The sequence below is a fragment of the Nostoc sp. C057 genome (assembly GCF_013393925.1).
GTDB lineage: Bacteria > Cyanobacteriota > Cyanobacteriia > Cyanobacteriales > Nostocaceae > Nostoc > Nostoc muscorum_A.
This window is the reverse complement of the sequence record NZ_CP040281.1, coordinates 6,273,507-6,286,525: the sequence shown is the minus strand read 5'-3', so window position 1 is coordinate 6,286,525 and position 13,019 is coordinate 6,273,507. Positions and strand designations below refer to the sequence as shown.

Annotated in this window: 9 protein-coding genes; 3 read left to right on the top strand and 6 right to left on the bottom strand. The window is 42.3% G+C overall.

Going from position 1 to position 13,019, the window contains the following annotated elements:
- Positions 1–37: 37 nt before the first annotated feature.
- Complete coding sequence (locus FD724_RS26895) at positions 38–1,195, bottom strand: extracellular solute-binding protein (protein WP_179074718.1); 1,158 nt, start codon at positions 1,193–1,195, stop codon at positions 38–40.
- Positions 1,196–1,551: 356 nt separating this feature from the next.
- On the opposite strand from FD724_RS26895, the gene FD724_RS26890 reads away from it, so the two are divergent.
- Entirely contained in the window at positions 1,552–1,920 is a 369-nt protein-coding gene (locus FD724_RS26890) for a hypothetical protein (protein WP_012409876.1), read from the top strand.
- Between the two features lie 266 nt (positions 1,921–2,186).
- Here FD724_RS26890 and FD724_RS26885 read toward each other — a convergent pair whose 3' ends face one another.
- From FD724_RS26885 to FD724_RS26875, 3 genes are read right to left on the bottom strand one after another with little or no spacing between them, the layout of a single operon-like run.
- Positions 2,187–3,401 (bottom strand): nicotinate-nucleotide--dimethylbenzimidazole phosphoribosyltransferase, encoded by a 1,215-nt coding sequence (locus FD724_RS26885; RefSeq protein ID WP_179074717.1) that lies wholly within the window; start codon positions 3,399–3,401, stop codon positions 2,187–2,189.
- Positions 3,402–3,457: 56 nt separating this feature from the next.
- The gene (locus FD724_RS26880) at positions 3,458–4,198 is read right to left on the bottom strand and encodes a DUF2232 domain-containing protein (protein WP_163928903.1); all 741 of its coding nucleotides are present in this window, start codon (positions 4,196–4,198) and stop codon (positions 3,458–3,460) included.
- A 13-nt stretch (positions 4,199–4,211) separates the two neighbouring features.
- Complete coding sequence (locus FD724_RS26875; RefSeq protein WP_012409873.1) at positions 4,212–4,913, bottom strand: Crp/Fnr family transcriptional regulator; 702 nt, start codon at positions 4,911–4,913, stop codon at positions 4,212–4,214.
- A 720-nt stretch (positions 4,914–5,633) separates the two neighbouring features.
- Here FD724_RS26875 and FD724_RS26870 point away from each other — a divergent pair.
- Together FD724_RS26870 and FD724_RS26865 are read left to right on the top strand one after the other, a co-directional pair.
- Entirely contained in the window at positions 5,634–9,752 is a 4,119-nt protein-coding gene (locus FD724_RS26870; protein ID WP_179074716.1) for a hypothetical protein, read from the top strand.
- 444 nt (positions 9,753–10,196) lie between these two features.
- Positions 10,197–10,850 carry a sugar transferase gene (locus FD724_RS26865; protein ID WP_114082244.1) on the top strand — a complete coding sequence of 218 codons (654 nt, stop codon included), beginning with the start codon at positions 10,197–10,199 and terminating at the stop codon, positions 10,848–10,850.
- Positions 10,851–10,897: 47 nt separating this feature from the next.
- On the opposite strand, the gene FD724_RS26860 is transcribed toward FD724_RS26865, so the two are convergent.
- Entirely contained in the window at positions 10,898–11,734 is an 837-nt protein-coding gene (locus FD724_RS26860; protein WP_179074715.1) for a carbohydrate ABC transporter permease, read from the bottom strand.
- Between the two features lie 244 nt (positions 11,735–11,978).
- Positions 11,979–12,989: a catalase family protein gene (locus FD724_RS26855; protein WP_179074714.1), complete on the bottom strand. Its 1,011-nt coding sequence runs from the start codon at positions 12,987–12,989 to the stop codon at positions 11,979–11,981.
- Positions 12,990–13,019: the final 30 nt, after the last annotated feature.

Here is a 13,019-nt window from a genome sequence, read left to right as displayed (position 1 = left end):
AATGCCCCATGCCCAATGCCCCATGCCCAATTCTCAATTAAACCTTCATTTTGGCGAACAAAGACTCGTATTGTTTTATTGCAGATGGCGGTAAGGGAAGCAAAAATTCACTTTTATCCAAAACTTCGCGATCGCTCTGCAACAAACTCCGTAATGGTTCTTGGATGTCGGAAGCGGCAATATTTGTAGAAATTGGCGAATTACTTTTAGTCAGCACCGAAATTTGTTTAGCTGTACTTGGTTGCCAACAAAAATCAATCCATTGATCTGATAAAGTACCCTTATCAATACCTGCGGGACGCACCCACAAGTCCGCCCACATTGCTGTTCCTGACTGGGGTATAACTGCGCCAAGTTGCGGATAACGTCCTAAAACTTGCAGTACATCGCTTGACCAACCAACCGCTAGCCAAGTGTCTCCCACAATTAAAGGTTCTAAGTAGTTATTGGAACTGTAGAACTTCACCTGTTGGTTTAATGTCTGTAATTCCTTTTCCAAGTTTGGTACTTGGTCAAGATTCTCTGTATTGTAAGATTTTCCTAGCTTCTTTAAGACCAGACCAATAACTTCTCGTGGTTGATTAAGTAGAGAAATGCGTTGCTGCATTCCATCTCGCCACAAATCACTCCAATCTTTGGGTGTCCAACCCAATTCTCGCAACTTGTCACGGTTATAAACAATCACCGTGGTACCCCACCGATAAGGCGCACCCCACACCTTCCCTTGAGTATCCAAGTTACCTTGGTCGTCGCGTGTTACTAATTTTTTCCACTTTTCATCTAAAGCAGACCATTGCTTTAATTGGTTTCCCTGTAACTCTTGGAGTGGTTGAATCAGTTTCTGCTCAATAGCTGCTTTTAGCCAGTAATCTCCCAATGTCACGAGGTCTGCATCAGCCGTTTTTTGACCTTGCCTAAAGGGTATAAAGCGACTCCATCCTTGCTCATCAGTAGCTTTTGGTTTTTTCTGCCAATTTTGTAATTGCTGAAATAAATCCTCTATCTGCTCGACTGGGGCAAACTTTAACTGCACCTGTTGCTGCAAACCTTTGTGGAACTGATTCACCACCTGACCAGGTATAGAACCTTTTAATAACTGTACTTTTAGTTGCGTCTGCCTGTTTCCACCACAGCCAAAAAGCAGTTGTGAAAGTGCCAGTGTGCTTGTACCGAGCAAAAAAGACCGTCGATCCATTGATTTTGGATTTAAAATTTTTGATTATACCTAATATTAAGCAGAGATTCACCAGAGGCTGACTAGGTGAAAAAGCGGAGTTGGAAAATTATTGGAGTTTTATGTGGTTAATACCGATAATTTGGAATATTTGACTCAAAATAGCAACTTTATCAGCAAATTACTACCTAAAAGTGAATTTATCTCCATAAATTTCATTAGTGGTACTTGTAGTCTAACTTTACCTACATTTAGAAATAATGATTTAAATGTCACATTTGCACCAAAAGTTATCAATACTTAAATAATCCATAAGTATCGTTAAGGTTGGGAGTAAATTGAATAACATATAGAAAATGTACGGATAAAGGTATTAAATGGAGCTATTACAGCAACAGATCCTGACTTTAAGCGAAAAACTGGATGCCCTCTGTCAAGTAATTGAGCAACTTGATGCTAAAGTCACTCAAACTTTCTCAGAGTGTTCTATAGCCAATACACAAGCAAAGGATAATTATCAGGAAAATGGTGCGGCTGGAGGCTATCAGCTCAGACGTATCAGTTTAAATCCAGAAATGGAACACAAGGATGTACTAACAGATGGTATTTATCTAGATATGCATCGTCAAAGTGGAGATAACATAACACCAGAAATTCAAATACAACGACTAACAGCGCAGTTAACAGCAGCATACAATCGCATTGCTGCCTTGGAAGAACAATTACTTAGAGAAAGAATTCATTAAATTTAACCTGAGTTCAACGAATTAAAAAATGCCTGTAGGTATGAAAGTCAAGCCTTTAGGCTCAATATCAAGTGATGGTTTCGTGGGCATATATTTAAGTATAAGCAACTAATCCAGCTATCAAATTGATGAAAAGTAAAACACACTATTACGTAAATATATGTAATAGTGTGATGTGTACGATAATAAGCTTTTAGTGCATTCCTCACTATGAAACAAATGGAAGTTTTTAAGAAAGCGCAGAGGGATGCAAATTCCTGACAAAATTAATGAAATGCTGTACTTAGCCGTTCAAGCTGAGATTCAATAGCTGCTAAAAGTTTATCTTGCTGCCAATTTTGGCTAAGATGGGCGGCTATGCAAGCTGCCCCAGCACCCATACCTTCTTTCACAAAGCCCTGCTCATAAGCTCTCAGTTGAGGATAACGAGAATCAGCAAAGCTGAGATCAGTTGCTAATAGGGGAGGGGTTGTTCCACTCTGAGTCAAGTTGCCTTTTTCTAAGCTGAGGGCTAAGTCAACTGTAGCGCCAGTAGGATCTTCTGCTACCCAACGGGTTGTGCCTACAACTACTGCTTCTGGTTGCCATGATAAGGCATAAGCTTGAGCGATCGCACTCATCAGAGCATAAACCGCCAGCATTTGCGTCCCACCGGCAAGCATTACACCACAACTACGACTAGCTGCGATCGCCATCCCAGCTACGACCACCTGCATGGGATCGCCTACGGCTGCGACAAGTTGTAGAGGATCGACAGAATTTCGGATTTTAGATTTTGGATCTTGGATTTTAGATTGGAAGTTTATCTCCCCCTGCTCCCCCTGCCTCCCCTGCCCCCTGTCCCCTGCTTTCTCTAGCCCTGCTTGCACTAGTGCCCACTTTTGCCCGTGGTTACAAATAGGGTGGCTACTGTTAACTTTTCCAGCAGCATCTATACCCAAAGCAGTTAAGATTGCCAGGGCAGTTGTAGTACCTCCGACGACGCACTCACCAAAAATCACATAACTCTCTTGCATATTGGCAGCAAGGCGTTCTCCCCAAAGTAGCCCTTGTTTAAACAAGTGGTGTACCGTTGTAATTTCCATAGCAGCGCCTCCACTTAAACACTTAGCAGAAGCGCCACCCAAGTCAATTAATGGCACAGCCGGAGGGTGGGGTAAACCAGCATTAAACAAATGAACTGGTATCTTTAGCGACTCAAAAACAGCGCGAGAAATCAGCACAGGTGAAGCCCCAGCCGCTAATGGTGGTAGAGGATGTTGGGGCTTATGTTCTGGGCCGTAGTACAAAAACTCGGCATCGGCACAAGCGGTATATTTTCGATCCTCTGGAGTACGACCGGCTGCTGAAATCCCTGGAATTAAACCAGTTTCAGTAAATCCTAAAACACATCCAAATACGGGCAGAGAACCACGATATCGTCGTAGCCATTCTTCACCTTGTTCTTTTTGGGTATAAATACGAATTTGGGAATTGGGCATTGGGAATTAGTTAGGACTAATTATTTAACCAAGGACAAAGGACAAATGACAAATGACTATCCCTCATAATCCATGAGGACTTGTACCCATCGTGGTGGACGGGGAATCGGGTTGCCCAGACGGTCAAAAAGAAACCATGCTGCGAGGTGTACCACAAAAAGGTAGATAAAGTTGTTGAGTAAAATTAGAGCGATCGCTCCCACTTGAATCAAAAATACGCTGGGACTCGCCAATAAACTCAGCTTCAAAAATACCCACTCAATGAACTCAGTCACTTGGGTAATCACATAAATCCACAGGTCTTCACCGGACAAAACAGACAGCAGCCACAGTCTAAAAAAGACCCCCAAAGTACCCAACAGCGTACCCAAGGTGATAGAAACAATCCAGGGAACACGACGACGATACCATGTTGCTCCCAAAAGCACGCCCATAAACCCGTAGGGCATGACAAACAGCAAACTACGGGCTGGCCCCATCAGTACAGTCAGCAGTAACCCAGAGGTGAGTGCTGCCATCCATGCCGCACGCTTGCCCCAACGCAGATAAACTAGAGCGATGGGAACCGGAAAAAATATCCGTAAAACTGGGCCCAAGGGAAAATAGAAATTAATAAACCAAATTAAGCTAGCAGTACTAGCTAAAAATGCCGTTTCTACCATCCTCAACGGCGCATCAGCCTTGAGTTGAGGAGGCATTAACTGTTGTTCTTTGTCTAACCAATGATTGTGGGGAGTTGAAGATTCAGTTGATGGTTCTTCCTCCGGTTCATCTGGCAGAGAATCTAAAATACTCATATTTGACAAGTTCTTAAACTATCATTCTTTCCAAGGCTGACAAATCGGGAATACAAATAGTGTCTTGATCCCGTTTAATCAAGCCTTTTTTTTCTAGCCTTGTCAATACTCGTGTCACAGTTTCCCGTGCTAGTCCACTCAAACTACTCAATTCTCGATGAGGTAAATTGGGGATTTCGGTTCCTGTTTGCCCTTTTTTTCCCTGTCCTTCTGCCAAAAATAGCAACGTATCTGCCACTCGTGACTGGCTATCAGATTCCCGCAGACGCAATCGGCGATTTACTTGCCGCAAACGTCGTGCCATTAATTGCGCCAATCGAACTCCAGCCAAGGGTTCTATTTGAAGTAACTTGACAAAATCCTGAGCAGGCATACTGCCAATTACTGTTGGGGCTAAGGTAATCACATCTGTGGAGCGAGGAACTTCATCTAACGCCGCCATCTCACCAAATAATTCCCCTTTACCAAGAATATTCAGCGTTACCTCTTTTCCTTCCAGATTGTAGGTGCGGATTTTGACCCATCCGTCCATAATAAAATACACAGAACCACCCCAGTCATTTTCTAGCAGAATAACCTGATTGGCTGGGTGAGTGCGGGTAACAAGATGGATAAGGGCTGATTCCACAGCAGGTTCTGGCAACCCTTGAAAAAAGGGAGCGGAGGTGATCATCCAGGGATTAGCCTGTGCTTGCAAGCTATATCGGTCTTCCATTACGACATTTTTATTGAAGCTGCTATGTACACACAACAAACAAGAGCGCCATTTCTAGCCTTAGTCATCAAAGCACAGCTCCCTATTAAAAGAGAAAACTAAACTATGCTACATAAGAATACGACAAGAACCTTTTTCTAAAATAATCTTTACCTATAAGTTTAAACGGGGTAAAAGTTTTGCAAAAAGTAGTTTATAGCCGACAGTTATATTGCTCAAGGGCTAGCTGCACTGCAAACTTGATTATGATGAACTACCACACACCAACCGCTAGGCGGTGTGGTCAGGGCTTCTCAATTAATCACGAATAGCCAAGAGAACATCATAGTCCTATTGTCTTGCATTCCCTCAAAGGGCGGGAGTCATGATTCTCAAGACTCAAATAAATCTTTCTTTTGCGACGTGTACCTATGAGCTTGATTTTCGCTTACGGCATTGATATCAAGATGTACAATTATACCAGAAAAAGAGTTTGTTTCCCCATGTCCATTTTCAAAAATGGGCAACCAATCAGCGGCAAAACAAAGCTTCTTAAACAAACGCTGACTCAAGATTGCCACAACTCCCAGTAATCCATAACATAATGACAGTCACAAGTCCAAGCAGAAGCTTTTGCCACTCAAAACTTCTCAGATGGGAGCTTACTTCCTCGCAGGGGTACGGTGACTGTAAATTAATTGTCACATTAGTTGATATACGTTTTTAGGTAAGGTAATAAAAGTGACTTCCAGTGCAGATGAAATTCAAAAGCTGATCGCAGACATTGACAACTTACTTGCCAGTGGTGGCAAGCGCTTGTCTAGATTTCTGCCTGGTCAGGGGCAGGAACCTAAAGAAGTTTTAGAACGAATTCGCAACTTCTTGGTGAGGCTCCAAGAAAAAGAAGCATTAGAGAGCGATATCCCAAATAATTCTTCCGAAGAACCGCGTTCGCCTTTATTAACAAAATTTGTTGAGCGAGGTTATAACCAGTATCCCCTACCGCCGCTCGAATCCCATCAGGAAGAGAGTCCTGTTGCAGCCGGACAATTAAAAAGTGAATTTTCGAGCTTGATCCAGCCATTGCGATCGGAATTAGAAGGGCTATTGCAAGAGCGAGCCGCTCTCATGCAAGAAATTAGGCAACTAGAGCAAAGGCGATTGCAAAACTACTCCTTAGCGCAACAGTTGACAAACCAAGATCAAATGATTACCGAGTTTTTACAGGTACTCATGAATCGGCTGGTGCCCACTGTAACGCCACTGTTAGCACAACCGGGGGAAAATTCCGCCATTTCTCCAGAAGCAACTAATCACGCCACCTCTGTAACTCAACCTTTATTAGAATCAGTAGACCGTGTAGAGCAGTTAACCCAGCTAGCCAGGGAGTTGGATCAACGCCTATTATCACTAGATGGAACTGTGAATGTAGTCTTTGAGGCACTACAGCGCAATATTAATACTTATTACGAATCACTGTCGCAAGCACTGGCAAGAATGCATAGCAAGGGAATGCAAGGCGAAGAGTTGATGGCCAGCTTTCTCAACAATTTGACCCAGCATTTACAGCAACAATCCCCTATTTCCCCGCCATCTTTGCTGAGGGTAGAATCTGATATATCACCATCATTGCCTGAAACAACCGAGATCGCTGCTAAAGTTGCATCTCAACCCCTGGAGGCAATCCTGCCAGAAACTTCATCTCCACTCACAATAAATTCTGAGCAACAGGATACTACCCTCACAGAGGATCTAGATGCAGTGCTGTTGCAGCTTGGTATAGACTCGTCTCAATCTTCCGAAAACCTGACCGAATTATCGCAAAATATTTCTGCATTAGTTGGTGATGAAGTAGACCAACTTTACGCCAGTTTATTTGGTACCGGTGATGTTAATAACCCAAATTTTGATGTATTGACAAATGACTTATCTGCTTCCACAGCCTCCCAATCAACGTTGACAATCGCTGAGAGTCCATCTGTCCCTCAAAACGTTGATTCTGCGGTTGTGACACCAGATACAGGTATTTCAGCTCAAGAGACTTTAGTAGAAGCCACAGATTTATTATCAGAGCCACAGGAAGAACTATTTTTTGCAGAGGATACTGAGCTAGATTCACCTCTGAGCTTTTCTACACCACAAACAGACAGTTCCCCCACGCAACTCGACACTCAGCCAGCTAGTTTTTTTGCAGAGGATACTGAGCTAGATTCGCCTCTGAGCTTTTCTACACCACAAACAGACAGTTACCCTACGCAACTCGATACTCAGCCAGCTAGTGTTGATACAATTAATACCCTAACTGATCTATTGACTGGTGCAGGTAGTGAGCAGGAATTACTGGAAGTATCATCCTTTATGGATAATGGCACAAGTACAGCACCAGTTACTCCGAAAGCAGCAGAAATTGCTTTGGCATACCCCTACGGGGAAGCAAGCTACGCGCAGCCTCTCGTAGAGAAGCCCACCGAAGGTATCGCTCCACCGGAAATATTGAGCAACAATGCTCCGCCAGACCCTTTTTTAGATAACTACATTGCTGCTTCACCACAAGAAAACTTGCTTTCTGTTGAGTTAAACCAGACTCCAGTTGTACCTGAGATTTCTTTAGATGAAGAACAGTTGCAGCAATTAGATCGAGATTTGGCTAATTTTGATCAGCAGCTAAATTCTGATTCGCAACCAGCTACCAATTTGGATATTGTCTCGGAACTAATTGATAAAACTCAAGACACAATCCCTACAACTTACCCTGAGCCGCAAACAGAAAATACCTCAACAGAGGATTTATCAAGTTTGACAGTTGCCCAGGTAGAAACTGAAGAAAAAAAGGAAATCACAACTCCTATTCAAGACAGTTTTTTATCTTCAATTTCCAACTCCATCAACAATCCAGAAGTTTCGCCTAATGTTCTAGAACCAGTTTGGTATTTAGGAATTGATTTAGGTACAACCGGAATTTCTGCCGCATTATTAAATCGCTCGACTTTTGTTGTACATCCTATTTACTGGTCAGCAGAAAATCCGCCGGGAACAAGTTCCTTCCAGGAATCATTTCGTTTGCCAACAGAGGTTTATCTTCCTACAGCTTCTATACCTCAAGGTGAAAGTGTAAATATAGAAGTCAATGAGCAGACAGCACCTGCGGCTGTTGCTCAAGATAAAGCACCTGACCACTCGGTTACTCCTACAACACGTAAATCAACAGCAGATTCGACAACAAATAACCTGTACTCGGCACAGTTGAAGCCCTATTTACAAGTAGCCATTCCCTATAAGAAGGAACGGCAAAAATGGGAACCTGTTTTACAATTAAATGAATTTTCGGCAGGGCCTTTAATTTGGGTTGTGCGATCGCTCTCTAAACTACTATTAACCCTAAAATCCGAAAAAACTTGTACCACCCCTAGTTTAATGGCTGCTGCTGTTGGGATCGGCGAGCAAGATTTTCCGCAGATTATCAATAATATTGCTGGTGTGATTTGCACCTGTCCATCTAGCTGGTCGGAACAATACCGCTTTAATGTGCGGGAAGCTTTACTGACGAGTAAACTCATCCAACATCCGCAGCAAGTCTTTTTTGTCGAAGAAGCGATCGCTAGTTTACTCCCAGAACTTGATGCTGCTAACGGTGAGCAAGTAAAATTAAGCCAACGTCAAGGTTCTCAGCCGGCAAAAACCAGCGAACATCCGATTGTTGGTAACACTCTGGTAATCAACATTGGGACAACTGCCACAGAAATGTTGCTAGTTGATGTCCCAGAAAGCTTACCGCAATTGACATACAATGATTTTATGCTCCATAGTTTTGCTTATGCTGGCAAGGGAATTGAACAAGATATTATTTGCCAGTTGCTATTACCACCTAAATCTCGGCAATCACGCCTAGAAACACAAAGCGACCGCAAAACTACTAGCAGTAATCCTTGGCAATGGCAACCGTCAATTCCCGGTTTAGACCAAATGCGCTGGCAGAGTTTAGGGTTGGAAGAATTAGAACTACCGAGAGTCGGAGAACCAGATATTACCGCGCGAATTCGTCTTCAGCAGCGTCTAGAAAGTTCTTTACTGGGACAGGCGGTATTAGATGCGGCACTAGCTCTGAAACTGATTTTGCAGCACCAAGAATCTTTTACGCTGGAATTAGCCGATCAGCAGTGGATTTTGCAGCGACGAGACTTAGAAAGCCAGGTATTTATCCCCTTTGTGCGCCGCCTGAACCGAGAACTCAACAAATTATTGGTAGCTCGTGGTATCCCGACAGAATCTATTAATCAAGCTATCCTGACTGGTGGTGTGGCTTGTGTTGGGACAGTAAACCGTTGGTTAAAGCAGAAACTCCCCAGCACCAAGATTATTCAAGATTTATATCTCGGTGAAAATGGCGCTCCTAATTGCAGTCGGGTTGCTTATGGTTTGGCGATGCTGCCTTTACATCCCCAGATATTAGATATACCCAGACAACAGTACACTGATTATTTCTTATTTACCGAATTGCTGCGGCTGCTACCAGACCGGCCCTTATCTTTCGGTGAAGTTATCCAGTTATTTGAGAGTCGCGGGATAAATACTCGCACTTGTCAGCAACGCCTGCTAGCTTTTTTGGAAGGTGAACTCCCTTCAGGATTAATACCTTCAGTTATAGATTCAACTTGGCTAACCCAGAGTTCACAAGAAAATCCTGACTATCAGGCGATCGCCACAGCACCACTTTTTGAAAAACAAGGGAGCCTCACCTATCGTCCCAATTCTCAACAACTGTTGCATTTGCGTCGCTATCTAGATGCTATCAAGGCTAGTAACCAGCAATCATTAGAGGAACCATATACAGTGAATTTCGCCTTAGAGGTTCATGATTGAGACTAGTACATCTCCCTAGAAATAAGGATACTATTCAAAATTCAAAATGCTTATAACTATTAAATCTGAGCTTGCTCCAGAACAACGGGATATTGTCTCAAGCCTGACCAAGCCTGATTTTGTGTAGTTTCACAAAGGGTTAGTATTATGTCATAAGCATTTTGAATTTTGCAAAGTACTACTAGTACTTAAGTATGGTAATTTTTTGATGTGTACCATTCGCAATAGCTTTTTTATTTGATGGATGAAAATACTGTAAATTTACAATCTATAACTTCAATTGGAAGATTCTGTAAACTTTGGGTTTTCGGTTTTTATATTGTTTAAATTTTGTGTATATTAACACTCGGTGGTAAAGACAAGAGCAGTAAAAATCGTCTATCAATTATCTCCACGTCTACACTACTGATGCTAAAACCCCTGTTATAAAATAAGTTAGACCTTGTGAATAATCTTTCTCTTTATTCAGTTAATTGTTCGCAACAGCCTTTACACCCTTCAACTTTAAGCCTAAGAAAACGGTTAATTGACATTGTTGGAGCCATTGTGGGGCTAATAATCACGTTTCTGGTAGCAATTCCTGTGGCGATTGCTACCTTTATTCATGAGCCAAGTCCGATATTTTATTCTCAAATTCGCTGTGGTTTGAACGGAAAAACTTTTCGCATCTGGAAATTCCGCTCCATGATCGTAGATGCTGATAAAGTCAAGCATTTGGTTAAAAATCAAGCCAAAGGTCACATCTTTAAATCTGTTGACGATCCTCGCATTACTCCTATGGGTAAATTTTTGCGGCGTACCAGTTTAGATGAATTTCCCCAATTTTGGAATGTTCTGGTAGGGGACATGAGTTTAGTTGGGACTCGTCCACCCACTCCTGATGAAGTCAGCAATTACGATCCACATCACTGGGATAGATTACGAGTCAAACCAGGCATTACCGGAGAATGGCAGGCTAATGGTCGTTCGAGTATTACAGACTTTGAAACCATCGTCAAAATGGATATAGATTATCAACGCAAGTGGTCTGTAAGTTATGATCTGAGTCTGATTATTAAAACTATATCGGTAGTATTGAAAAAAACTGGTGCTTATTGAATAAGTCATTAGTTTTTCTCTTGTGTTCCCTTATCTCCATTTCTTATTCAACCCTTAACACCGCTACCTGTTTCTGTGGGTACAATGTAACGTTGTAAAAATAAAAATAGTAATAATACTGGAGCGATCGCAATTATAGAACCAGCAGCTACCAACCGCCAGTCAAGAGAAAATGTCCCTGCTAGCTTTGCGACTCCCAAAGGAAGAGTGTATAAATTTTCGTCTTGGATGACAATTAAAGGCCACAAAAAGTCACTCCAAGCACCAATGAATACGAAAATAGCTAAAGTTACTAATGCTGGGCGAACTGCTGGTAACATCACATGCCACCACAAACCTAACTCCGAACTGCCATCCATTCGGGCGGCTTCTTCTATCTCTTTGGGGACACTCATGAAAGCTTGGCGTAACAGAAAAATACCAAAGGCAGAAGCCAAACTCGGAAAAATCATCCCTAAATAACTATTTCTCAAACCCAACTGGACTGTCAAAATATAGAGGGGAATCATCACGATTTGGAAAGGAATCATAATCGTCGAGACAATCGCCACAAAAATCCAGTCTCGCCCCACAAATGACAATCTTGCCAAGGGATAGGCAGCTAAAGCGCAAAACAGTAGATTTAAGCCAACAGTCAGCACTGACACCAAAGTGCTGTTATACAGGTATTGCCCAAAAGGTAGAGAGTTCCAGACACTAAAGAAGTTATCTAGTGTCGGTGACGCGGGCAATAGCTGTGGCGGCGACTGCAAGATATTTTCCGTCGGCGATTTCAACGCTGTGCTAATTAGCCACAGTAAAGGAAAGAGCATCACCAGTGCAATCGCTCCCAATAGCGCATACATTAACAGATTTTGCGATCGTGATTTTTTCCAGTTCAGCATTTGATTAATAACCTAAATACTCTAAATTGATTGTGCTTAGGAGCTTACAATAACAAAATTCAATAAGTCGGAATCTAAATCCATATAGATGTAGAGAGTAGAGACGTAAAATCTTACGCCTCTACAATAGTTTTGGTTGCAAAACTTATAACTTTGATACATCAAATCAGCAACACCAAAAGTCGTATCTAATCAAGTAGGCTTATAGCCTATCATCCTACAGTTTTAAGCCAATTCACAGTGGTTAATCTTCAACCGCTACATAAGGTTGTGGTTCCAGCAAACGTTGGGCAATTTGTTCTCGTCGATACTTTGCAAGTTCGCTGTAAAGCCTCTTGCGAGAGAGATTCACACTTCCAACAGGTTCATGCTCTAGCAGTGTATGCCAAGGAGAGAACAGCAAACCCTCATCTAAGCGTTTGCGTTCTTCAAAGTCAAATTTCTGGCTGGGAATGCGGACTGTCGCAACTTTTATAAATGCTGAATCTGTTTCTTGCCATTCTTGAATGTGGTCTTCAATTGGCGTTTTTTCATCGTCTACATAAAACTGAATGAAGAAGTCAAAAGATGCTTCTCGTCCTTCTTCAGTCAAATATTTGACTAGCGTTTCTCGAAGATAATTTTCCGATTCTGGAAGTGTTTCTGGTGGTTGTTCTGGCTGTTGAGATTTGACAGATAATTTCACAATCCGCTCACCAAATTTAAACGGAGCCATGCTCCAATATTGAATCAAAAGTGGATTTCCTACCTTATGGCTGCCAATTTTTTGCAAGATAGCAAAGGCGTAACCAAGTTCTTCTAGCCGTTCTGGGCTAAGTTTTCCACTACCTGCTTGGGAAAGATCGGCGTAATCACGAACGTCTTTAGTCAAGAAAATAGGATAATTGTTGAGTATAAAATCTTGAGTTTTTTCTTCATCATCCAGCACTTTCTGCCCGTCCACATTCATCACCTTAATGGCAATACCGCGAACATCAGGCTGGCTATCGGAGTTGAATTTACCACGCTTTTGAGGCGAACCACCGCTAGAGAACCGAATCCACGCAGGATAGGTTTGGGGCGTTTTGAATAAACCTACTTTCAGGTCTTCAGGAAGATTGGGTTCAATAATAAACTCTCCCCAAAGGAGTCCATGACTTTTGCTATGAATTTGGCGGAGGTCTGGGCCTGTTTTTTGTTGAGCTTGGAGACTAGTTGCGATAATCTCGTCGATTATTGCTTCCTGCTCAGTGGTAGATGACGTTGGGTTAGTCATAAAACATTTGATAATGTGTCTTCATTATCC

Coding starts and splice junctions, on each gene's coding strand:
- FD724_RS26895 (WP_179074718.1), bottom strand. CDS start 1,195: ATGGATCGACGGTCTTTTTTGCTCGGTACAAGCACACTGGCACTTTCA.
- FD724_RS26890 (WP_012409876.1), top strand. CDS start 1,552: ATGGAGCTATTACAGCAACAGATCCTGACTTTAAGCGAAAAACTGGAT.
- FD724_RS26885 (WP_179074717.1), bottom strand. CDS start 3,401: ATGCCCAATTCCCAAATTCGTATTTATACCCAAAAAGAACAAGGTGAA.
- FD724_RS26880 (WP_163928903.1), bottom strand. CDS start 4,198: ATGAGTATTTTAGATTCTCTGCCAGATGAACCGGAGGAAGAACCATCA.
- FD724_RS26875 (WP_012409873.1), bottom strand. CDS start 4,913: ATGGAAGACCGATATAGCTTGCAAGCACAGGCTAATCCCTGGATGATC.
- FD724_RS26860 (WP_179074715.1), bottom strand. CDS start 11,734: ATGCTGAACTGGAAAAAATCACGATCGCAAAATCTGTTAATGTATGCG.
- FD724_RS26855 (WP_179074714.1), bottom strand. CDS start 12,989: ATGACTAACCCAACGTCATCTACCACTGAGCAGGAAGCAATAATCGAC.